Below are 21,729 nucleotides of genomic sequence, written 5' to 3' on the forward strand. Positions count from 1 at the left end.
AGCATATACGCCCAACGGCGGCTGGGATGGGTAGGGGAGCGTCGTGTGCCGGGTGAAGCTGCGCCGGAAGGCAGTGGTGGACGGTTCACGAGTGAGAATGCAGGCATGAGTAGCGATACATACGTGAGAAACGTGTGCGCCGATTGACTAAGGGTTCCTGGGTCAAGCTGATCTGCCCAGGGTAAGTCGGGACCTAAGGCGAGGCCGACAGGCGTAGTCGATGGATAACCGGTTGATATTCCGGTACCCGCTGTGAAGCGTCAAACATCGAATCCAGTGATGCTAAGGCCGTGAAGCCGCCCTGATCTCTTCGGAGTTGAGGGGAGTGGTGGAGCCGCCGGCCCGATCTGGTAGTAGGTGAGTGATGGGGTGACGCAGGAAGGTAGTCCAGCCCGGGCGGTGGTTGTCCCGGGGTAAGGGTGTAGCCCGAACGATAGGCAAATCCGTCGTTCATGAGGGTGAGACCTGATGCCGAGCCGATTGTGGTGAAGTGGATGATCCTATGCTGTCGAGAAAAGCCTCTAGCGAGTTTCATGGCGGCCCGTACCCTAAACCGACTCAGGTGGTCAGGTAGAGAATACCGAGGCGTTCGGGTGAACTATGGTTAAGGAACTCGGCAAAATGCCCCCGTAACTTCGGGAGAAGGGGGGCCACACCTGGTGATGATCTTTACGGTCTGAGCTGGGGGTGGCCGCAGAGACCAGCGAGAAGCGACTGTTTACTAAAAACACAGGTCCGTGCGAAGCCGTAAGGCGATGTATACGGACTGACGCCTGCCCGGTGCTGGAACGTTAAGGGGACCGGTTAGTCACTCTTCGGGGTGGCGAAGCTGAGAACTTAAGCGCCAGTAAACGGCGGTGGTAACTATAACCATCCTAAGGTAGCGAAATTCCTTGTCGGGTAAGTTCCGACCTGCACGAATGGCGTAACGACTTCTCGACTGTCTCAACCATAGGCCCGGTGAAATTGCACTACGAGTAAAGATGCTCGTTTCGCGCAGCAGGACGGAAAGACCCCGGGACCTTTACTACAGTTTGATATTGGTGTTCGGTTCGGCTTGTGTAGGATAGGTGGGAGACTGTGAAGCGGGCACGCCAGTGTTCGTGGAGTCGTCGTTGAAATACCACTCTGGTCGTGCTGGATGTCTAACCTGGGTCCGTGATCCGGATCAGGGACAGTGTCTGATGGGTAGTTTAACTGGGGCGGTTGCCTCCCAAAGGGTAACGGAGGCGCCCAAAGGTTCCCTCAGCCTGGTTGGTAATCAGGTGTTGAGTGTAAGTGCACAAGGGAGCTTGACTGTGAGACTGACGGGTCGAGCAGGGACGAAAGTCGGGACTAGTGATCCGGCGGTGGCTTGTGGAAGCGCCGTCGCTCAACGGATAAAAGGTACCCCGGGGATAACAGGCTGATCTTCCCCAAGAGTCCATATCGACGGGATGGTTTGGCACCTCGATGTCGGCTCGTCGCATCCTGGGGCTGGAGTCGGTCCCAAGGGTTGGGCTGTTCGCCCATTAAAGCGGTACGCGAGCTGGGTTTAGAACGTCGTGAGACAGTTCGGTCCCTATCCGCTGTGCGCGTAGGAGTCTTGAGAAGGGCTGTCCCTAGTACGAGAGGACCGGGACGGACGAACCTCTGGTGTGCCAGTTGTCCTGCCAAGGGCATGGCTGGTTGGCTACGTTCGGAAAGGATAACCGCTGAAAGCATCTAAGCGGGAAGCCTGCTTCGAGATGAGGACTCCCACCCCCTTTGAGGGGTTAAGGCTCCCAGTAGACGACTGGGTTGATAGGCCAGATATGGAAGCCCTGTAAGGGGTGGAGTTGACTGGTACTAATAGGCCGAGGGCTTGTCCTCAGTTGCTCGCGTCCACTGTGTTGGTTCTGAAACCACGAACAACCCCATGCCATGGTCACGGTATGGTGCGGTTGAGAGTTTCATAGTGTTTCGGTGGTCATAGCGTGAGGGAAACGCCCGGTTACATTCCGAACCCGGAAGCTAAGCCTTACAGCGCCGATGGTACTGCAGGGGGGACCCTGTGGGAGAGTAGGACGCCGCCGAACTAATTGTAGAGAAAGCCCCCGTGCCATTCGGCACGGGGGTTTTCTGCGTTTAGGGTCTAGGCATGCGATACGAATTGATCATCTTTGACAACGACGGAGTCCTGGTCGACAGCGAGCCGATCTCCAACAAGATGCTCGCCGCGTATCTGACGGAAGTCGGGCACCCCACCTCGTACGAAGAATCCCTGCGGGACTACATGGGCGGCGCCATGCACCGCGTACACGACCTGGTCCTGGAACGGACCGGGCAGCGGTTGCCCGACGACTTCGACGAGGTCTTTCACGAGCGGGTCTTCGCCGCCTTCAAGCGGGACCTCGAGCCCATGGCCGGGGCCATGGACGTGCTGGAGAAACTGACCGCCGAGGGCGTGCCCTTCTGCCTCGCGTCGTCCGGGAGCCATGAGCGGATTCGGGTCGGGCACCGGAAGACCGGGCTCGACAAGTGGTTCGACGACGGGCGGATCTTCAGCTCGCAGGACGTGGGGCGCGGGAAGCCGGCCCCGGACCTCTTCCTGCACGCGGCCGAGTCGATGGGCGTCGCTCCGGAAAAATGCGTCGTCGTGGAGGACAGCCCGCTCGGAGTGCAGGCGGCGCTCGCGGCCGGCATGGACGTCTGCGGGTTCACCGCCATGACCCCGACGGAACGGCTCCGCGATGCCACCCGGCTCTTCAGTGAGCTGCGTGCGCTGCCCGACCTGCTTGCGTGAGCGCCCATCGAGGGGCGGAGACGGACAGGGAGGCCTTCCAGAGGCCGCTGGGGAAAGTCGTGAGGTGATCTATCTACCCACGGGTAGACCGGGGACCTACGCTTCGCGGTCATGACGGAAACGCTGCGGCGCGGCAGGGCCTCCCTTGCGTTCGGCTTCCTGGTGCAGGGAGTCACGTTCGCGCTGCTGGTGACACGGATACCCGCGCTGCAGGACCAGTACGGGATATCCGACGGCCTGCTGCCCGTGTTCCTGGCGGCCGTGCCGATCCTGGCGGGGGTCGGGAGCGTGTGCACCGAACGGCTGGTGCGGCAGGTGCCGCCCAGCCGGGTACTGCGGTGGTCGCAGCCCGTCGTACTGCTTTCCCTGCTCGGGGCCGGTGCGGGCGACTCGGTGTGGCAAGTCGCCGTCGCGCTCGGGGCGTTCGGGCTTGCCGTCGGGGCGTTGGACGCGTCCATGAACATGCTGGGAGTCAGCCTCCAGCGGGCGTACGGGCGCAGCATCATGCTCGGGTTCCACGCGGCGTACAGCCTCGGCGGGATCGTGGGGGCCTCGCTGGCGTGGGTGGGGGCGCACTGGGATCTGTCGCTGCTGGTGTCGTATCTGCCGGTGGTGGTCGTGCTGTTGCCGGCCGCGTTGGTGGGGAGCCGGTGGTACGTCGACGCGGGTGGCGAGGGAGGGAGCGGTGGGGGTGCTGAGGTCGGTGGGGGTACGGAGGCCGGGCGAGGTGCCGCAGAGGGTGCTGGCGGGGGTGTGGGGCTCAAGGTCTTGTGGCCGCTGTGTCTTGTGATGACGTGTGCGTACATCGGGGACTCCACCGTCTCCAACTGGAGCGCGAAGTATCTGCAGGACGTGCTGGGGAGTTCGGAGCAGCTGGCGACGGTCCCGTACAACGTCTACATGGTGATGAACCTGCTGGGGCGGGGAGTCGGGGACCTGGGGGTGCGGCGGTTCGGGGCGGTCGCCGTGGTGCGGTGGGGTGCGGTGATCGGGGCGATGGGGTTCGGTGTGGTGGCGGTGGCGCCGGGGGCCTGGGCGGGGATCCTGGGCTTCACGCTCCTGGGGATCGGGTTGTGCGTGATCGTGCCGCAGACGTTCGCGGCGGCGGGGCGGCTGTTCCCGGGGGCCTCGGACACGGCGGTGGCGCGGCTGAACATCTTCAACTACGTGGGGTTCCTGATCGGTTCGCCGCTGGTGGGCGGGCTCGGGGACGCGTGGAACTACCGCGGGGCGATGGTCGTTCCCATGGTGTTGGTGCTTGTGACCTTCTGGTCGGCCAGGTCGTTCGCTCCCGGACCGGACCGATACGGTGACGGACATGAGCGGCCGCGCACAACTGATGTGGGACGAGGCAGTAACGGGCTATGACTTCGGTCCAGAGCACCCCATGGACCCGGTCCGGCTCGCGCTGACGAGAAGCCTGATCAACGCCTTCGGTCTCGACCGCGACCTGGACGTGGTCGCGGCGAAGCGTGCCGGGGAGTCGACGCTGGGGCTCGTGCACCGCGAGGACTACGTCGACGCGGTGAAGGCGGCCTCCGCGGACCCCGCTTCGGCACGCGGGGCGTACGGGCTCGGTACGGAGGACGACCCCGCCTTCGCCGGCATGCACGAGGTGTCGGCGCTGATCGCCGGGCAGTCGGTCGGCGCTGCCGAGGCGGTGTGGCAGGGGGACGCGCTGCACGCGGTGAACTTCGCCGGTGGGCTGCACCACGCCATGCCGGGGAGCGCCGCGGGGTTCTGTGTGTACAACGATGCGTCGCTGGCCATCGCGCGGCTGTTGGAGTTGGGGGCCGAGCGTGTCGCTTATGTGGATGTGGACGTGCACCACGGGGACGGGGTGCAGGCCACGTTCTGGGACGACCCGAGGGTTTTGACGATCTCGCTGCACGAGCATCCCCGGACGTTGTTTCCGGGGACCGGGTGGCCCGAGGAGACGGGGGCGGAGTCGGCGGCGGGGAGCGCGGTGAATGTGGCGCTGCCCGCAGGGACGGGGGATGCGGGGTGGGTGCGGGCGTTCCACGCGGTGGTGCCTGAGCTGTTGGCGGAGTTTCGGCCGCAGGTCCTTGTCACCCAGCACGGGGCGGACACGCACTTCGAGGATCCGTTGGCGCATCTGGCGGTCTCGTTGGACGCGCAGCGGGCCGTGCAGGTCGCCTGTCATGAGTTGGCGCATGCGTACGCCGACGGGCGGTGGGTCGCCCTGGGTGGGGGTGGTTACGCCGTGGTGGATGTGGTGCCGAGGTCCTGGACGCATTTGGTCGCTGTCGCGGCCGGGCGGGAGATCGAGCCTTCGGCTGAGGTGCCTGAGGGGTGGCGGCGGGAGGTGTTTGCTCGGACTCGGATGCTTGGGCCTGGGCGGATGACGGATGGGCGGTGGCCTGTGGGGTGGCGGGGGTGGGACGAGGGGTACGACCCCGCGGATCGGGTGGATCAGGCTGTGTTGGCTGCTCGGCGGGCTGTGTTTCCGTTGCGGGGGTTGCTGGCTTAGGGGGTTCTCCCCAATCCCGCCCCTTCCCGAGACCGGGGCTTTGCCCCCTGGGCCCCGGGGGTGGGTGTCCCGTTGCTCTGGGCCGGGGGCGCCCTCGAATCGGCGCTTCGCGCCTCGTCCTCAATCGCCGGACGGGCTGGAATTCGGCCGGGGCGGGTTGGGAAGTGCGGGCTGTGGGTGGGGTTAGCCCGACTGTGGGGTGTTTTTTGGGTTTTCGGGGTTCCGTGGGGGTATGTGCGGCAGCATCGGGGCGTGTTGAGCACCGGAGCGTTGCGCGCGCATCTGCTGGCGGCCCGGCTCGCCGGGCCCGTGGCCACGTCGCGGGAGGAGAGCCTGCGGAGCTACCGGCTCTTCGCGGCGCGGGATCCGCGGATACTTCTCGGGCTCGACCCCGAATGGAGTTGGGGCGCGGGAGACTTGCTGCGGCTGATGGCGGACAAGTGCGGGGTGTCGGACGACCCCCGGCACACCACGGGGGCCGATGTCATCGACCCGGAGCGGACGTTGGCGGCCCTGGACGCGTTCGCCGAGCGGCTGCGGGAGGCGGCCGGGCGCCGGGTTCCCGTGCTGCTCGGGACCGGACACCCGCATCGGCTCCTTGGTTTCTACGCCGCGTTGGCCGAGGCTCTGTCGGCGGCGGGATGCACGATCCTCACCCCCGCGCAGGGTTGCTGTGTCGACATAACGACCCGGTTCGGCCTACGCACGTACAACCTTGACTACGTACGAGGCGTCGCGCTGGTGCGCGAACCCGGCGTGCGTCCCACCGGGAGTGAGACCGGCGCACACAGCCATTCCCCACTCCCGGTTCGACGGGCCCTGGCCGCCCAGGCCGAGTCCGGCGGACCCCTGCCCGAGCTGGTCATCGGGGACCACGGCTGGGTCTGCGGGGCAGGTCAGCTGGGGTTTGAGGCGATCGGTCTGGCGGATACGGACGATCCGGCGCTGTTCGTCGGAGAGGCGGAGGGGCGGGTGTCCGTCGTCGTTCCGCTTGATGACGCTGTGCGGTCTGATTACTACCGACCGCTTACTCGCTATGTACTCAATCGAGCGTGTCTGTCACAGTAAACGGCCGATGGCAGCTCCTCTTCCCCACTCGCATCACCCGCCCCTACTCTGGGGAGTGAGCGCACAGCGACGAGGAGTCACCGGAAGGGGAAGCCGGTGCGCGTCATGTGCGGAAGGTTCAGGTGTGTCATGGCTGCTGACCAGAGGCCTCTCAGCGAGGTTGCGTTTCTGACCGTGGCGGAGGTCGCCGCGGTGATGCGAGTCTCGAAGATGACCGTGTACCGGCTGGTGCACAGCGGTCATCTGCCCGCAATCCGGGTCGGAAGGTCCTTCCGGGTCCCGGAGAACGCGGTTCACGAGTACCTTCGCGACTCTTACGTGGGGGTGGAGACAGCCTGATCGATGTCCCTCGATTACAGGCTCGGCGCCAGGGCGGGTAGGCTAGGCCGACGTAGGTCGTGTGGGCCCAGACGCCCCGCACCGATGTCCCCGCGATGTGGGGATGTTCCGAGAAGTGAGCGAGGGTAGTCGTGGGCTCTGTTATCAAGAAGCGGCGCAAGCGGATGGCGAAGAAGAAGCACCGCAAGCTGCTGAAGCGCACGCGCGTTCAGCGTCGCAACAAGAAGTAAGCGACCGCTGACGTCAGCGAACGCGAGTGAACGTACTGCGGCCCTCCCATCGTCCGATGGGAGGGCCGCAGTACGTTCTGGCCAGAACTTTCCGGGGCGGGTCGGGGCTTGTCGTTCATAGGGGATTCAATAGTTCAAAGCCGGGCGAACGGCTTGATCTTTGCGGCGGAGTGTGTCCGTCGTCACTTCGCTCGCCCCGCGGTCATCACAGCGCAACATCCACCCGCTAGCGTGGGGCCACGGACGTGATGCTCGGACGTGCCGCGGAGCGGGAGCATGCTCGTGCCTCGCGGTCTGGGGAAAGGCGGCGCTGATCTTGGGCAAGGTCGTGCTCGTGACCGGGGTGGCCCGGCAACTGGGCGGCAGGTTCGTCCGCCGTGTCCAGCGCGATCCGGAGGTCGACCGGGTGGTCGCCGTCGACGCCGTCCCGCCCGAGCACCATCTCGGCGGCGCGGACTTCGTGCAGGCCGACATCCGGCAGCCCACCATCACCAAGGTCCTCGCCGAGCACCGCGTCGACACGGTCGTCCACATGGACGTGACCGGCACCGCGCTCGCCGGCGGCAGCCGGGGCTCGGTCAAGGAGACCAACGTCATCGGCACGATGCAGCTGCTCGGCGCCTGCCAGAAGTCGCCGACGGTCAAGCGCCTCGTGGTGAAGTCGAGCACCAATGTGTACGGTTCGGCGCCCCGCGATCCGGCCGTGTTCACGGAGACCACGCCGCCGAAGTCGCTGCCCAGCGGCGGCTTCGCCAAGGACACCGTCGAGGTCGAGGGGTATGTGCGCGGGTTCGCGCGCCGGCGGCCCGATGTCGCGGTGTGTGTGCTGCGGTTCGCCAACATCCTCGGTCCCGCCGCGGATTCGCCGCTCGCGGAGTACTTCTCGCTGCCCGTGCTGCCGACGGTCTTCGGCTATGACCCGCGGCTGCAGTTCGTGCACGAGGACGACGCCGTCGAGGTCCTTCGCCTGGCCTCGCACGACCCGCGGCGGGGCACGCTGAACAGCGGCACGTTCAACATCGCCGGGGAGGGACTGCTGCTGCTCTCGCAGTGCGCCCGCCGGCTCGGGCGGCCGACGCTGCCGGTGCTGCTGCCCGCGGTGACGTGGGTGGGCACGGCCCTGCGTACGCTCGGAGCCACGGACTTCTCGCCGGAGCAGATCCGGCTGCTCACCCACGGCCGGGTGGTGGCCACCCGGCAGATGCGCGAGACACTGGGGTTCAGGCCCAAGTACACGACCGCGGAGGCCTTCGCGGACTTCGTACGCAGCCGGGGTCCCGGCCTGCTGCCCCCGGCCGCGCTCGCCGGGGCCGTCGACAGGATCGCGGCGCTGCCGTTCGCGGGGGGCGGTACGAAGTCCGGGGGCGGGAGCGGACCCGGAGCCGACAACAGTGCCCACCACAGCGCCAACTGAGGAGATCGTCAACGATGGCGGACGCCAAGGTCATTCCGTTCGACGACGACCGGTCGCGCGGGGCCGGTCAGCGGCCGCAGCGTCGCAGGTCCGGGCCGCGCCGTCCGGGCGACGGGGCGAAGGTGCGCGAGGTCAAGGCGGTCCCCGGCCGGTTGAACGCGGACGTGCCGGAGGGTGCCGCCCCGGGTGCGGAGCCGCTGGACGCGAGGGCCGTCGGGCCGGTCGACGCGAGCGCGCGGCCCGCCGGGGCCCAGGGTGCAGCGCCGGGCGCGGCGGCGGAGCCGGCTTCGGTGCCGGAGCCGCGCGGTGGGGGCGGCGGTGGCTGGGACCGGCGGATCGCGGGTGGCCTCGCGTTTCTGCGGCGGCGGCTGACGGGGGAGTACCACGTCGATGACTTCGGGTACGACGAGGAGCTCACCGACCAGGTCCTGATGTCGCTGCTGCGGCCGTTGTACGAGAAGTACTTCCGCGTCGAGGTGAAGGGCATCGAGAACATCCCCGCCGACGGTGGGGCGCTGATTGTCGCCAATCACTCCGGGACGTTGCCGTGGGACGGCCTCATGATGCAGGTCGGTGTGCACGACAACCATCCGCATGGGCGGCATCTGCGGCTGCTCGCCGCCGATCTGGTGTTCATGCTGCCGGTCGTCAATGAGCTGGCGCGCAAGGCCGGGCATACGTTGGCCTGTGCGGAGGACGCCGAGGCGTTGCTGGAGCGTGGGGAGCTTGTCGGGGTGATGCCCGAGGGGTTCAAGGGGATCGGGAAGCCCTTTGGTGAGCGGTACAAGTTGCAGCGGTTCGGGCGGGGCGGGTTCGTCTCCACGGCGTTGCGGACGGGGTCGCCGATCGTGCCCTGTTCCATCGTGGGGGCCGAGGAGATCTATCCGATGATCGGCAACGCGAAGACCGTGGCTCGGGTCCTTGGGATTCCGTACTTTCCGTTGACGCCCACGTTTCCCTGGCTGGGGCCGTTGGGGGCGGTGCCGTTGCCCACGAAGTGGACAATTCAGTTCGGGGAGGCGATTCCTACGGATGGGTATCCGCCCGAGGCCGCTGAGGATCCGATGTTGATGTTCAATCTGACGGATCAGGTGCGGGAGCAGATTCAGCACACGCTGTACAAGTTGTTGGTTCAGCGGAGGTCGGTGTTCTTCTGAGGGTGGGGGCCCTGCGGGGCTTTCCCCAGTCCCGCCCCTTTCCCGAAACCGGGGCTTCGCCCCTGGACCCCGGGGGTGGGTGTCCCGTGGCGGGTGGGACGGTCCTCCCTCGAATCGGCGCTTCGCGCCTCGTCCTCAATCGCCGGACGGGCTGAAAACTTCGCCGAGGCGGGCTGAAAGGTACTGAGGCGGGCTGAAAGTACCGGAGCGGGCCGAGGGTGTACCGGGCAGGCAGTGCGGATCACTTCGGCCGAAATGATGGCGGGGCGGGTGGGTGGGAAAGAAGGCCGTCCGTCGGGCTGGGGAGAGGTGCCCGACGGACGGTGGTTGGGGTGGGGCGTCTAGCGCTGGTCTTCGCCCTCGATGCCCAGTTCTGGGAGCAGGCCGGGGAGCAGGGGCGGGAGTGTGACGTCCGGCTTTCCGGGCTTGGGGTGCTTGGTGGTGGGGCTGTTCTTCTCCTCGTGGGTGTCGGACGGCGAGGAGGGGGCCTTCTCGGAGGGCGGGTCGAGGAGGCCGTCGGTGACGCCGGGGAGCAGGCCTTCCTGGCTTTCCTTGTGGCCGGGGGAGGACGGCTTCGGCTTGCGGGGGGACTGGTCGCGGCCGGATTCGCCGGAGTCCCGGGGCGCGGGGCCCTCGCGGTGGGTGCCGGTGGAGGAGCCCTGGCGGGGGCCCTGGTCCGCCGGGGTGCCGCCCTTGTCGGGCTTGCTGCTGGGGAAGAGGGAGCGCAGCGGCTCGACTTCCTGCTCCATGGCGTCGAAGACGGAGCTGACCTGCTCGCCGACGTCGCCGAGCTGGACGGGGAGCCGTTCGCGCAGGGCGCTCCAACTGCCGCGGTGAGACTGGGAGAAGGCGGACAGGGCCTGGATGGGGCCGAGCGAACCGTCGCGTTCGTACGCCTCGAGGAGGAGGCGGTGGCCCTCGGCGGCGTCGTGGCGCATGCCGGAGAGGGCGCGGCGGACCTCGCCGACGGATTCGTGGTCGAGGTGGCCGGAGCGGGAGCGCTCCATCAGGCGGCGGGCCTCGTTGAGCCGGGTCGAGGCCTGGTCCAGATAGATCTGGCCGCGGTCGGTGTCGCTGTCGGCCATGCCGAGCTTGAGGTCTTCCATGCCGCGTTTGAGGCCGTAGAGCGAGTCGCCCGGGAGGGCGTCCCCGCTGGCCGCGGCCACGCCGCCGAAGGCTCCGGCCGCGACGCCCACGGTGAGGCCGCCGGCGGCGATGCCTTTGGACAGGCGGGTGCGGGGCTTGAGTTTCCGCAGGGGGCCGGCCCGGTGGGCGCCCTTGGCGCCTTTTCGGGAGCGCTGCTCCGGTACGGAAGGGCCTGTGCCGTCGCCCGCCGCCGTGCCCTCCGCGAACATGGCTTCCATGGCGGCCACCAGCTGGGCCCGCTGGACCACTTTGACCTCGGGGTCCAGCTGGGGCGCGGGCAGCCGTGCGAGTCCGTCGGCGAGCGCGAGCATCTGGTCGCGCTCGGCCGCGCCGGGGGGCGCGGTGTCGGCTCGGGCGGCCACCGAGGTCGCGGCGGAATCTTCGGGCTGCTCGGCCGCCGGGTCCTGGTCGGACTGCTCCTCCAGGGCCTGGGCGAAGGCGTTCGCCCGCCGGTGTGCCGATACGTTCGCGATCACTGGCGGCACCTCCTCTCGTCATGACGGTCGACTCCCCAGGGGGTCCTGGGGGTTGCACGCCCTGAACACTTCCACACGTTCGAGTGAGCGCATGGAGCCTCCCTCCGCTCTCGGGGAGCTCGGGGAAGGTCAGGTCGCAACCACAGGGAGCCTGCATCCCGCACAACGAGCGTCGCGGCACTTGGGTTACGGACGAAAGATGATCGGACCGCGAAGGGCTCGGCAAAGTCCGTGACGGCCAGCAGGCCGTCACGGATGGTGAGTTGGGCGTCACGCGGGGTCGCGGGACGCCGTGCGGGCGGCGCTAGCGGGCGTCGTCCGGGAGGAGTCGGGCGAGGGTGCGGACCGCCCGGTACTGGAGGGTTTTGATCGCGCCTTCGTTCTTGCCCATGACGCGGGCGGTCTCGGCCACGGAGAGGCCTTGCAGGAAGCGCAGCGTCACGCACTCCTGCTGTTGGGGGTTGAGGCGGCGGACCGCGTCCAGGAGCGCGGCGTTCGACAGGGACTCCAGGACGGAGTCCTCCGGGCTGCGCTCGACCTCGTTGGCGTCGAGCATCTCGCCGGTGGTGACCTCGAGGCGGAAGCGGCTCGACTTGAAGTGGTCGGCCACCAGGTTGCGGGCGATGGTGACGAGCCAGGCGCCGAAGTCGCGGCCCTGCCAGGTGAACGTACCGATCCTGCGCAGGGCGCGGAGGAACGTCTCGCTGGTGAGGTCCTCGGCGGTCGCCTTGCCGCCGACGCGGTAGTAGATGTAGCGGTAGACGGTGTCGCTGTACTGGTCGTAGAGACGGCCGAAGGCGTCGGACTCGCCTGCTTGGGCGCGCTCGACGAGTTCCATCATGCGGGCGCTGTCACTGTCCGCCGCGGGGCGGCGGTGGGTGGTCGTGGCGGTGGCGGAGGAGCGCGTCCGTCTGCTCACAGCCGCACCGCCGTCCGCCAGGGCGTAGCACGGCCCGGCGGGTGCCGGGACGGCGAAGGCGGGGACGGCGTACGCGGTGGGGACGAAGCCGCGCAGGCGGTCCACGACCGTCGCGCGCAGCGTAGCCAGGCCCGAGGCGTCAACCCCGACGTGTGGGTACACGGGACTCCCAGAGGCAGAGCTTCCATCACTTGCAGTACCGAACCGTTCACCCGTCGTAGCGATGTGCACGGTCCGTTATGCGTCTGAGGAGAATAACGCTTCGTACAGGCAGCGCTACACCCAGTTGCTCAAATCATCGATTACGTCGCTTCTGTTACCGATCGGCGGTCGATCAAGCACCGGTTATTGAACGGTTGTTGATCGGATTAGCGCGCATTCGGGGTGGGCGCGGGGCGTGTTGTGGCCGAGTTGAACGAACGGGACTGGCGGGGGGCGTGGCGGGTAAGACAGAACGATTGCCGTCGTTTCCGCGCGCGACGCAGGGCGGAGGCCCGGATTCCGGGGCCTTCGCGCGAGATGGTCACCGAGAGTGGTCGCTCTGGGGTGTGCCGGGCGGCGCCTGCGGAGGGCCGGGTGGCGTCAGTGGCGGCGGCGGTGCAGGGCGATCGCGGCCGCCGTGCCGCCCGCGAGGGCGCCGACGCCCGCGGCGGCCGGGATGCCGACCTTCGCGGCCTTGCGGCCCGTGCGGTAGTCCCGCAGCCGCCATTCGCGGGCGCGGGCGTGCTTGCGCAGCTTGGTGTCGGGGTTGATCGCGTACGGATGTCCGACCAGCGACAGCATCGGGATGTCGTTGTGGGAGTCGCTGTACGCGGCGCAGCGTGCCAGGTCCAGGCCCTCGGCGGCGGCCAGGGCGCGGACGGCCTCGGCCTTCGCGGGGCCGTGCAGGGGCTCGCCGACGAGCTTGCCGGTGTACACGCCGTGCACGGACTCCGCGACGGTGCCGAGGGCGCCGGTCAGGCCGAGGCGGCGGGCGATGATCGTGGCCGTCTCCACGGGCGCGGCCGTGACCAGCCAGACCTTCTGTCCCGCGTCGAGGTGGGCCTGGGCCAGGGCGCGGGTGCCGGGCCAGATGCGCTCGGCCATGTACTCGTCGTAGATCTCCTCGCCGATGGACATCAGCTCGGCGACCCGGTGGCCCTTGACGATGGACAGGGCGCTGTCGCGGGCGTCCTGCATGTGCTCGGGGTCCTCGATGCCCGCCATCCTGAACCACGCCTGCTGCCAGGCGAATCGGGCGAGCTCGCGGCGCTGGAAGAACTTCCGCTTGTACAGTCCGCGGCCGAAGTGGAAGAGGGCGGCGCCCTGCATCACGGTGTTGTCGAGGTCGAAGAACGCGGCGGCCTTCTCGTCCCCGGCGACCGGGAACTCGGGGGCCTCGGGCTCGGCGGGCGCTGTCTCGTCGGGCGGGACGTCCTCTGCCCGGTCGTGGAGCTCCTCCAGCTCCTGCGACGACTTGCGCGCTGCCTCCGCCGAGGCCTCGCCTGCCAGGACGCTGCGCGCGGTGGCGGAGCGCCTGCGGGGGTGGAGCCAACCGAGAGCGGCCATGCCGTCGAGCATAGCCACTCTGTTCGGTCCCCCTGTGAAGGGAAGTATTCGAACCCGTCAACGATCCGTGTCGCGCTGGTCACACCGAGGTGCGGCGCGGGGCGGTGCCGGGCGGGCGGAACCGCGTAGGAAGCTGGAGGCATGAGTCCTCTTTTCCGCCGGAGCGGCGGCGCAGCGAAGAAGGCGCCCGGCGACCGCCTGGTGACCTTGATCGGCAAGCCCGGGTGTCATCTGTGCGACGACGCGGAGGCCGTGGTCCAGCGGGTCTGCGGCGACCTCGGGGTGCCCTGGGAGAAGAAGGACATCAGCGTGGACGAGGCGCTGCACAAGGAGTACTGGGAGCAGATTCCGGTGGTGCTCGTGGACGGGGAGCAGCACACGTTCTGGCGGGTGGACGAGGGGCGGCTGCGGCGGGAGTTGCTGGGGTAGTGCCGGGGTGTCGGCCCTGATGGCTGGTTATGACGTCCGGAGCTGTCCGGAAAGTCGTTTAGCATCGGGGGTCGGTTTTGAGGTCTCGGGGGCGAGGATCGTGAGGAGTGTGTGCGGTTTTGCCCCCGTCGGTTGAGTGTCGTCGCTGGCCGTGCGCCGGTTCCAGGAAAGTGCGCCGGGGGCGCGTGACCCCGGTCACGTTGGGCGGGCAAATCGGACACCATCTTTGTGCACGCGTTCACAAAGACATAGCCTGCTGTCGACGGGGCGGTCATGGGACACGACTTCGGGTGCCAGCCCGCCTTCAGCCCCGCTCTACCCGCAGGAGCACCGTGGCAACTGGCCGAACTCACCGACCGGCGACCCGCAGCCGAGGGATTCCCGAGGCCACCGTCGCCAGGCTTCCGCTGTACCTGAGGGCTCTGACCGCGCTGTCGGAGCGCTCGGTGCCCACGGTCTCCTCCGAGGAGCTCGCGGCCGCCGCGGGGGTCAACTCCGCGAAGCTGCGCAAGGACTTCTCGTACCTCGGGTCCTACGGGACGCGGGGCGTCGGCTACGACGTCGAGTACCTCGTGTACCAGATCTCGCGTGAGCTGGGCCTGACCCAGGACTGGCCGGTCGTCATCGTCGGTATCGGCAACCTCGGCGCCGCGCTGGCCAATTACGGCGGGTTCGCCTCGCGTGGATTCCGCGTGGCCGCTCTCATAGACGCCGATCCGGCGATGGCGGGCAAGCCCGTCGCCGGGATGCCGGTGCAGCACACGGACGACCTCGAGAAGATCATCAGCGACAACGGCGTCTCGATCGGCGTCATCGCGACCCCGGCGGGCGCCGCCCAGCAGGTCTGTGACCGGCTCGTGGCCGCGGGTGTCACGTCCATCCTGAACTTCGCGCCGACCGTCCTGACCGTCCCCGACGGCGTCGACGTGCGCAAGGTCGACCTCTCCATCGAGCTGCAGATCCTCGCCTTCCACGAGCAGCGCAAGGCCGGCGAGGAGTCCGCCGCGGACGCCGACGCCGCGGCCGGGACCGCCGTCACCAAGAACCAGCACCGCAAGGGACCCGACGGGGACGTTCCCGCCGTGATGCCGGCATGAGTCTCCTCGTCGTGGGCCTCAGCCACCGCAGCGCTCCCGTGAGCGTGCTCGAGCGGGCCGCGCTCACCGTCGACGCGCAGGCCAGGCTGCTGCACGACACGGTGGCCGCCGAGCCCGCGGCCGAGGCCGCCGTGCTCGCCACCTGCAACCGCATCGAGCTGTACGCGGACGTGGACAAGTTCCACGCGGGCGTCGCCGAGCTGTCGACGCTGCTCGCGCTGCACAGCGGCGTGAGCCTCGAGGAGCTCACCCCTTATCTGTACGTGCACTACGAGGACCGGGCCGTCCACCACCTGTTCTCGGTGGCGTGCGGGCTCGACTCCATGGTCGTCGGCGAGGGGCAGATCCTCGGCCAGATCAAGGACGGTCTCGCGCGGGCGCAGGAGCTGCACACCGCCGGACGCCTCCTCAACGACCTCTTCCAGCAGTCCCTGCGCGTCGGCAAGCGGGCGCACTCGGAGACCGGCATCGACCGGGCCGGGCAGTCGCTCGTCACCTTCGGCCTGGAGCAGCTGGCCGGGCGCGAGCCCGTGCACGCCTGGGCCAAGGGCAAGCGCGCCCTGGTGATCGGCGCGGGCTCGATGTCCTCGCTGGCCGCGGCGACGCTCGCGCGCTCGGGCGTGGACGAGGTCGTCGTCGCCAACCGCACCCTGGACCGGGCCGAGCGCCTGGCCGAGATCCTCACCGAGGGCGGCACCGGAGTCGTCGCGCGTGCCGTGCCGATGTCCCAGGTGGCCGCGGAGCTGACACGTGCCGACGTGGCCGTGTCCTGCACCGGTGCGACGGGTCTCGTGCTGACCGCCGCGGACGTCGAGGCGGCGCTCGCGGGACGCGTCGGCGACGTGCCCGACGACGTACGGGACGGTCATGACGGGTCGGCCTGCGATGACGACGACTGCGTGATCGCGCCGCACACGACGGCCGGGCGGACCGCCGAGGCCGTGGCCCCGGACACCGTCACGCCCGCCCCGGACACCGGCGGCTGCCCGGTCGGCCGCGTCGGCGACGAGACCGCGTACGAGCAGCACGCCGCGCTCGTCGAGAACAGCCCCGCCGTCGGCGGCGGACCCGTGCGGGTGGGCCGGGTGGCCGCCGCCGTGGTGCCCGCGGCCCGCGCCGCCGCGCTGTACCTGCTCGACCTCGCCATGCCCCGCGACATCGACGCCGCCGCGCACCGCCTCACCGGCGTGCGCCTGGTCGACATCGAGTCCCTCGCGGACGCCTCCGCCGACGCGCCGATGGCCGCCGACGTGGACGCCGTGCGCACCATCGTGTCCGACGAGGTCGCCGCGTTCGGCGCCGCGCAGCGCGCCGCGCACATCACGCCGACCGTCGTCGCGCTGCGCACCATGGCCGCCGACGTCGTCAGCGGTGAGATCGCGCGGCTCGACGGCAGGCTGCCCGGCCTCGGCGACAAGGAGCGCGCGGAGATCACGCAGACCGTGCGCCGCGTCGTCGACAAGCTGCTGCACGCGCCGACGGTGCGGGTGAAGCAGCTCGCCAGCGAGCCCGGCGGCGCCGGGTACGCCGACGCCCTGCGCACGCTCTTCGACCTCGACCCCGAGACGGTGGCTGCCGTCTCCCGGGCCGACCTGCTGAGCAACGCGGGCGGCCAGCAGAACCAGCTCCACGAGAACGACGAACCCAAGCGAGGCCGCGCATGACCGAGAAGGCACTCAGACTCGGGACCAGGCGCAGCAAGCTGGCCATGGCCCAGTCCGGGCAGGTGGCGAGGAAGGTCACCGAGCTGACGGGGCGGCCCGTCGAGCTCGTCGAGATCACCACGTTCGGCGACACCTCCCGTGAGCACCTCGCGCAGATCGGCGGCACCGGTGTGTTCGTCACCGCGCTGCGCGACGCGCTGCTCGCCGGTGAGGTCGACTTCGCCGTGCACTCCCTGAAGGACCTGCCGACCGCGCAGCCCGACGAGCTGACGCTCGCCGCCGTGCCGGAGCGGGAGGACCCGCGGGACGTGCTGATCGCCCGCGACGGCCTGACGTTCACGGAGCTGCGCGACGGCGCCCGCATCGGCACCGGCTCGCCGCGCCGCATGGCGCAGCTCAACGCCTACGCCCGCAACCACGGCACGTCCATAGAGGCCGTCCCGATCCGCGGGAACATCGACACCCGCATCGGATACGTACGCGACGGCAAGCTGGACGCCGTCGTGCTCGCCGCCGCGGGACTGAACCGCGTCGGCAGGATCGACGAGGTGACCGACTTCCTGTCGGTCGACACCGTTCTGCCCGCCCCCGGCCAGGGGGCACTGGCGATCGAGTGCGCCGCGACCCACGCGTCACTCGCCGCCGCGCTCGCCGAGCTCGACGACCCGTACACCCGGGCCGCCGTGACCGCCGAGCGATCCCTGCTCGCCGCCCTGGAGGCCGGTTGCAGCGCACCTGTGGGTGCGTTGGCCGACCTTCTGGCCGACGGGCAGGTTGTCAAGGAAATGCGCCTGCGCGGCGTCGTCGGTGCCACCGACGGCTCGACGCTGGTGCAGCTGTCCACCACCGGTCCCGTGCCCGGGACACACGACCAGGCGATGGCACTCGGGCGGGAACTCGCCGCCGAGATGCTCGCCAAGGGCGCGGCCGGTCTGATGGGGGAGCGAGCACTTTGAGCCCCACCTCGAACCTTCCCGGCCTTCCCGCACACGGGCACGTCACCTTTCTCGGTGCCGGACCCGGAGATCCGGGACTGCTGACCCTGCGCGCCGTCGAGGCGCTGGCCCGAGCGGATGTGTTGATCGCCGAGCCGGATGTTCTCGATGTCGTACGTGTGCATGCCCGAGGGGGTGTGGACACACCTCTCCCGCAGGCCGCTGACGGCACGTCAGCGGGCGGCGACGGGCCTTCGGCCTCAGCCGCGGCCAATCTTGTCATGGAGGGCGCGCGCGGCGGCAGGCGGGTCGTGCGCGCGGTGAGCGGTGATCCGGGCCTCGATGCCTACGCGGCCGGGGAGATGCTGGCCTGCGCGGCCGAGGGCATCCCCTTCGAGGTGGTGCCCGGCATCGCGGCCGCGGTCGGTGTGCCCGCGTACGCGGGAGTGCCGCTGCGGGACGCGCAGGGCACGGACGTCCGGTTCGTCGACGCCCGTACGGCCTCCGAGCGCTGCTGGGGCGAGGTCGGCGCGTCCGACGGGACCGTGGTCGTCTCCACGTCCCTGGACTCGGTCGCGGCCGCCGCCGGTGAGCTGGTGTCCGCCGGGCGCAAGCCCGACACCCCGATGACGGTGACCGTCGCCGGTACGACGACGCGCCAGCGCACCTGGACCGCGACGCTCGGCACCATCGCGCAGGTCCTCAAGCAGGCCAAGGTGCTGCCCTCGCCCGACGGCGGGCAGGCCGTCATAGCCGTGGTCGGTGAGCGCTCGGCCGCCGCGCAGCGCGACCAGCTGTCGTGGTTCGAGTCGAAGCCGCTCTTCGGGTGGCGGGTCCTCGTACCGCGCACGAAGGAGCAGGCGGCCTCGCTCTCCGACCAGCTGCGGTCCTACGGCGCGGTGCCGCACGAGGTGCCGACGATCGCCGTCGAACCGCCGCGGACGCCGCAGCAGATGGAGCGGGCCGTCAAGGGGCTCGTCACCGGGCGCTACGAGTGGATCGCCTTCACCTCGGTGAACGCGGTCAAGGCCGTGCGGGAGAAGTTCGAGGAGTACGGGCTCGACGCCCGTGCCTTCGCCGGGATCAAGGTCGCCGCGGTGGGCGAGCAGACCGCCGCCGCGCTCGTCGCCTTCGGCGTGAAGCCGGATCTGGTGCCGAGCGGGGAGCAGTCCGCCGCCGGTCTTCTGGAGGACTGGCCTCCGTACGACCCCGTCTTCGACCCGATCGACCGGGTGTTCCTGCCGCGCGCCGACATCGCCACCGAGACGCTCGTCGCCGGGCTCATCGACCTCGGGTGGGAGGTCGACGACGTCACCGCCTACCGGACCGTGCGGGCGTCGCCGCCGCCGGCCGAGACGCGTGAGGCCATCAAGGGCGGTGGGTTCGACGCCGTCCTCTTCACCTCGTCCTCGACCGTGCGGAATCTCGTCGGCATCGCCGGGAAGCCGCACAACGTGACCGTGATCGCCTGCATCGGGCCTGCCACCGCCAAGACGGCGGAGGAGCACGGGCTTCGGGTGGACGTGATGGCTCCTGAGCCTTCCGTGCACAAGTTGGCTGCGGCGTTGGCGGAGTTCGGGGCGCGGAGGCGCGCTGCCGCGCTGGAGGCCGGGGACGTTGTTACTCGGCCGAGTGAGCGGCGGCCGGGGGCTCGGCGGAGGCGGGCGGCGGCGCCGTAGGGTTGCCCTGCGGGGCTTTCCCCGATCCCGCCCCTTCCCGAAACCGGGGCTCCGCCCCGGGCCCCGGGGTGGGTGTCCCGTTGCCGTGGGACAGCCGGCCCCGATCGGCCTTCGGCCTCGTCCTCAAACGCCGGACGGGCTGAGATGTGCCTGGCTGTTGGCCAGGGGTGCAAGTGCGGGCGGGTGGGTGGGTGGGAGCCTGTCCGGTGGTTGAGGACCAGCGCGGTAGCGCGATTCACGGTGAGGTGGGTTTCAGGCAATGAGTACGTACGGTTCCTTTCCCGGCTCGCGGCCCCGGCGGCTGCGTACCACTCCCGTCATGCGTCGCATGGTCGCCGAGACGCGGCTGCACCCGGCGGATCTGGTGCTGCCCGCGTTCGTGCGGGAGGGCATCAGTGCGCCCGTCGCGATCGGGTCGATGCCGGGGGTGGTGCAGCACACCAGGGACACGCTGAGGAAGGCCGCCGTGGAGGCGGTCGAGGCGGGGGTCTCCGGGATCATGCTGTTCGGCGTGCCGGAGGAGTCCAAGAAGGACGGGCTCGGCACCGCGGGGACCGACCCGGACGGGATTCTGCAGGTCGCGCTGCGGGACGTGCGGGCGGAGGTCGGAGACGACCTGATCGTCATGTCCGACCTGTGTCTGGACGAGTTCACGGATCACGGGCACTGCGGCGTCCTGGACGAGCAGGGGCGGGTCGACAACGACGCGACCCTGGAGCGGTACGCCGAGATGGCGCAGGTCCAGGCCGACGCGGGCGCCCATGTGGTGGGCCCGAGCGGCATGATGGACGGCCAGATCGGCGTCATCCGTGACGCGCTCGACCAGACCGAGCACGAGGACGTGTCGATCCTCGCCTACACGGTGAAGTACTCGTCGGCGTTCTTCGGCCCCTTCCGCGAGGCCGTCGGCTCGTCCCTGCAGGGCGACCGCAAGACGTACCAGCAGGACCCGGCCAACAGCCGTGAGTCCCTGCGGGAGTTGGCGCTCGACCTCGAAGAGGGCGCCGACATGGTGATGGTCAAGCCCGCCGGGCCCTACCTCGACATCCTGGCCAAGGTCGCCGAGGTGTCCGACGTGCCCGTGGCCGCGTACCAGATCAGTGGCGAGTACGCGATGATCGAGGCGGCGGCGGAGCGCGGCTGGATCGACCGGGACAAGGCGATCATGGAGTCGCTGACCGGGATCAAGCGGGCCGGGGCGCAGATGATTCTCACGTACTGGGCCACCGAGGTGGCGCGGAAGCTCTAGGCGCCTCTTTCGGGGCGTGCGCGCGGGCGATGGCGTCCGCGGATCACAGCGGTTGGAGTCTCTTGACTTCAACCGCTGTTGAGGTTCGAGGGTAGGGGTATCGAATCGATCCCACGTCCGGGAGGACCAGATGCACGCCGTTGTTCTTCATGAGTTCGGGCCCGCCGCGAACCTCTCCTACGAGAGCGTGCCCGACCCGGTGCCCGGGCCCGGCCAGGTGCGGGTGGCCGTACGGGCCGCCGGGGTGCACTTCGTCGAGACCGTGATGCGGGCCGGGGCCGCCAGCGATCTCGCGCCGCCGCTGCCGGAGCTGCCGTCGATCTTCGGCGGGGAGGTCGCCGGGGTGGTCGACTCCGTGGGGCCCGGCGTGGGGCAGGAGTGGCTGGGGCGGAACGTGGTGACCGCGCGGGGCGGCCCTGGCGGGTACGCGGAGCTGGCCGTCGCCGAGGTGGACGAGCTGCACGCGGTGCCCGAGGGCCTCGGCTTCGAGGCCGCCGTCGCGATGGTCGTCACGGGGGCCACCACCATGGGGCTGCTCGACGTCGCCGAACTGCGCCCCGACGACGTGGTGTTGGTGACCTCGGCCGCCGGGGGCGTGGGGCGGCTCGTGGTGCAGTACGCGCACGAGATGGGCGCCACCGTGGTGGGCGTGGCGGGCGGGCCCGGCAAGGTCGCCGCCGTGCGCAAGCTCGGGGGCGGGGGCGGTGCCGAGGTGATCGGCGTCGACTACGGCGAGGACGGGTGGGCCGACGAGGTGCGCGCCCGGATCGGCGGACGGCGCGTCACCGTCGTCCTCGACGGGGTGGGCGGCGAGAAGGCCGCCACCGCGTTCGAACTGCTCGCCGACGGCGGGCGGTTCGTGTCCATCGGGTCCGCGTCCCAGGTGGAGTTCGTGCCGGACGACGCGGTGCTCGCCGAGCGCGGCATCACGTACAGGAACGCGCTCCTCGAACTCCTCGGGAACCCCGAGGCGCGGCCCGATCAGGAGCGGCGCTCCCTCGCTGCCGCCGCCGCGGGACGGCTCACCCCCGCCGTCCAGTCGTTCCCGCTGGCCCACGCCGCCGAGGTGCACGCGGCGCTGGAGCGGCGGGAGACGACCGGCAAGGTGGTGCTGGTCCCGTGAT

At 69.6% G+C, this 21,729-nt stretch carries 18 protein-coding genes and 2 rRNA genes (1 of these 20 cut by a window edge); 17 read left to right on the forward strand and 3 right to left on the reverse strand.

What is annotated here, in order from left to right; all coding sequences use genetic code 11:
- From AB6L24_RS27310 to AB6L24_RS27355, 10 genes are all read left to right on the forward strand, one after another.
- Positions 1-1,851 (forward strand): 23S ribosomal RNA (locus AB6L24_RS27310) (it extends 1,272 nt beyond the left edge of the window).
- An 89-nt stretch (positions 1,852-1,940) separates the two neighbouring features.
- A 5S ribosomal RNA gene (gene rrf, locus AB6L24_RS27315) occupies positions 1,941-2,057 on the forward strand.
- A 62-nt stretch (positions 2,058-2,119) separates the two neighbouring features.
- Positions 2,120-2,764 (forward strand): HAD family hydrolase, encoded by a 645-nt coding sequence (locus AB6L24_RS27320; RefSeq protein WP_405659462.1) that lies wholly within the window; start codon positions 2,120-2,122, stop codon positions 2,762-2,764.
- Positions 2,765-2,875: 111 nt separating this feature from the next.
- Positions 2,876-4,132: an MFS transporter gene (locus AB6L24_RS27325; protein ID WP_405659465.1), complete on the forward strand. Its 1,257-nt coding sequence runs from the start codon at positions 2,876-2,878 to the stop codon at positions 4,130-4,132.
- Complete coding sequence (locus AB6L24_RS27330; RefSeq protein ID WP_030361082.1) at positions 4,083-5,255, forward strand: acetoin utilization protein AcuC; 1,173 nt, start codon at positions 4,083-4,085, stop codon at positions 5,253-5,255. The genes AB6L24_RS27325 and AB6L24_RS27330 overlap by 50 nt, the downstream gene beginning before the upstream one ends.
- Positions 5,256-5,507: 252 nt before the next feature.
- Complete coding sequence (locus AB6L24_RS27335; RefSeq protein WP_087885319.1) at positions 5,508-6,323, forward strand: phosphatase; 816 nt, start codon at positions 5,508-5,510, stop codon at positions 6,321-6,323.
- A gap of 129 nt (positions 6,324-6,452) precedes the next feature.
- Entirely contained in the window at positions 6,453-6,662 is a 210-nt protein-coding gene (locus AB6L24_RS27340; RefSeq protein ID WP_157164103.1) for a helix-turn-helix domain-containing protein, read from the forward strand.
- Between the two features lie 131 nt (positions 6,663-6,793).
- Positions 6,794-6,892 (forward strand): 30S ribosomal protein bS22, encoded by a 99-nt coding sequence (locus AB6L24_RS27345; protein ID WP_003948845.1) that lies wholly within the window; start codon positions 6,794-6,796, stop codon positions 6,890-6,892.
- Between the two features lie 316 nt (positions 6,893-7,208).
- On the forward strand, positions 7,209-8,306 hold the full coding sequence (locus tag AB6L24_RS27350) for an NAD-dependent epimerase/dehydratase family protein (RefSeq protein ID WP_405659469.1): 1,098 nt from the start codon (positions 7,209-7,211) through the stop codon (positions 8,304-8,306).
- A 14-nt stretch (positions 8,307-8,320) separates the two neighbouring features.
- The gene (locus tag AB6L24_RS27355; protein WP_405659471.1) at positions 8,321-9,463 is read left to right on the forward strand and encodes a lysophospholipid acyltransferase family protein; all 1,143 of its coding nucleotides are present in this window, start codon (positions 8,321-8,323) and stop codon (positions 9,461-9,463) included.
- 341 nt (positions 9,464-9,804) lie between these two features.
- On the opposite strand, the gene AB6L24_RS27360 is transcribed toward AB6L24_RS27355, so the two are convergent.
- The 3 genes from AB6L24_RS27360 to AB6L24_RS27370 form a co-directional block, all read right to left on the reverse strand.
- A complete protein-coding gene (locus AB6L24_RS27360) occupies positions 9,805-11,085 on the reverse strand; it encodes a DUF5667 domain-containing protein (RefSeq protein WP_405659473.1) in 1,281 nt (426 codons plus the stop codon).
- Positions 11,086-11,389: 304 nt separating this feature from the next.
- Positions 11,390-12,166, reverse strand: a complete 777-nt coding sequence (locus AB6L24_RS27365; protein ID WP_405659475.1) for an ECF subfamily RNA polymerase sigma factor, BldN family — start codon at positions 12,164-12,166, stop codon at positions 11,390-11,392.
- A 420-nt stretch (positions 12,167-12,586) separates the two neighbouring features.
- The gene (locus AB6L24_RS27370) at positions 12,587-13,552 is read right to left on the reverse strand and encodes an HAD family hydrolase (protein ID WP_405659477.1); all 966 of its coding nucleotides are present in this window, start codon (positions 13,550-13,552) and stop codon (positions 12,587-12,589) included.
- Positions 13,553-13,693: 141 nt separating this feature from the next.
- On the opposite strand from AB6L24_RS27370, the gene AB6L24_RS27375 reads away from it, so the two are divergent.
- From AB6L24_RS27375 to AB6L24_RS27405, 7 genes are all read left to right on the forward strand, one after another.
- Positions 13,694-13,981, forward strand: coding sequence for a glutaredoxin family protein (locus AB6L24_RS27375; protein WP_030361089.1), 288 nt, complete (start codon positions 13,694-13,696; stop codon positions 13,979-13,981).
- Between the two features lie 332 nt (positions 13,982-14,313).
- On the forward strand, positions 14,314-15,078 hold the full coding sequence (locus AB6L24_RS27380) for a redox-sensing transcriptional repressor Rex (RefSeq protein WP_405659479.1): 765 nt from the start codon (positions 14,314-14,316) through the stop codon (positions 15,076-15,078).
- Positions 15,075-16,742, forward strand: a complete 1,668-nt coding sequence (locus AB6L24_RS27385) for a glutamyl-tRNA reductase (protein WP_405659481.1) — start codon at positions 15,075-15,077, stop codon at positions 16,740-16,742. Before AB6L24_RS27380 ends, AB6L24_RS27385 begins: the two co-directional genes overlap by 4 nt.
- Positions 16,739-17,698, forward strand: a complete 960-nt coding sequence (gene hemC / locus AB6L24_RS27390; protein ID WP_405659484.1) for a hydroxymethylbilane synthase — start codon at positions 16,739-16,741, stop codon at positions 17,696-17,698. The genes AB6L24_RS27385 and hemC overlap by 4 nt, the downstream gene beginning before the upstream one ends.
- Positions 17,695-19,356: a uroporphyrinogen-III synthase gene (locus AB6L24_RS27395; RefSeq protein WP_380854518.1), complete on the forward strand. Its 1,662-nt coding sequence runs from the start codon at positions 17,695-17,697 to the stop codon at positions 19,354-19,356. Before hemC ends, AB6L24_RS27395 begins: the two co-directional genes overlap by 4 nt.
- 259 nt (positions 19,357-19,615) lie before the next feature.
- Positions 19,616-20,605: a porphobilinogen synthase gene (gene hemB / locus AB6L24_RS27400; RefSeq protein WP_405659487.1), complete on the forward strand. Its 990-nt coding sequence runs from the start codon at positions 19,616-19,618 to the stop codon at positions 20,603-20,605.
- A gap of 130 nt (positions 20,606-20,735) precedes the next feature.
- Positions 20,736-21,728, forward strand: a complete 993-nt coding sequence (locus tag AB6L24_RS27405) for a zinc-binding dehydrogenase (RefSeq protein ID WP_405659490.1) — start codon at positions 20,736-20,738, stop codon at positions 21,726-21,728.
- Position 21,729: the final 1 nt, after the last annotated feature.

The organism is Streptomyces sp. RK9, from assembly GCF_045070545.1.
In the GTDB taxonomy this organism is placed as follows: domain Bacteria; phylum Actinomycetota; class Actinomycetes; order Streptomycetales; family Streptomycetaceae; genus Streptomyces; species Streptomyces alboflavus.

Excerpts from the sequence above, each read along its gene's own strand:
- AB6L24_RS27370 (WP_405659477.1), bottom strand. The coding sequence starts at position 13,552 with ATGGCCGCTCTCGGTTGGCTCCACCCCCGCAGGCGCTCCGCCACCGCG.
- hemB (WP_405659487.1), top strand. The coding sequence starts at position 19,616 with ATGAGTACGTACGGTTCCTTTCCCGGCTCGCGGCCCCGGCGGCTGCGT.
- AB6L24_RS27355 (WP_405659471.1), top strand. The coding sequence starts at position 8,321 with ATGGCGGACGCCAAGGTCATTCCGTTCGACGACGACCGGTCGCGCGGG.
- AB6L24_RS27330 (WP_030361082.1), top strand. The coding sequence starts at position 4,083 with ATGAGCGGCCGCGCACAACTGATGTGGGACGAGGCAGTAACGGGCTAT.
- AB6L24_RS27320 (WP_405659462.1), top strand. The coding sequence starts at position 2,120 with ATGCGATACGAATTGATCATCTTTGACAACGACGGAGTCCTGGTCGAC.
- AB6L24_RS27375 (WP_030361089.1), top strand. The coding sequence starts at position 13,694 with ATGAGTCCTCTTTTCCGCCGGAGCGGCGGCGCAGCGAAGAAGGCGCCC.
- AB6L24_RS27325 (WP_405659465.1), top strand. The coding sequence starts at position 2,876 with ATGACGGAAACGCTGCGGCGCGGCAGGGCCTCCCTTGCGTTCGGCTTC.
- AB6L24_RS27385 (WP_405659481.1), top strand. The coding sequence starts at position 15,075 with ATGAGTCTCCTCGTCGTGGGCCTCAGCCACCGCAGCGCTCCCGTGAGC.
- hemC (WP_405659484.1), top strand. The coding sequence starts at position 16,739 with ATGACCGAGAAGGCACTCAGACTCGGGACCAGGCGCAGCAAGCTGGCC.
- AB6L24_RS27340 (WP_157164103.1), top strand. The coding sequence starts at position 6,453 with ATGGCTGCTGACCAGAGGCCTCTCAGCGAGGTTGCGTTTCTGACCGTG.
- AB6L24_RS27405 (WP_405659490.1), top strand. The coding sequence starts at position 20,736 with ATGCACGCCGTTGTTCTTCATGAGTTCGGGCCCGCCGCGAACCTCTCC.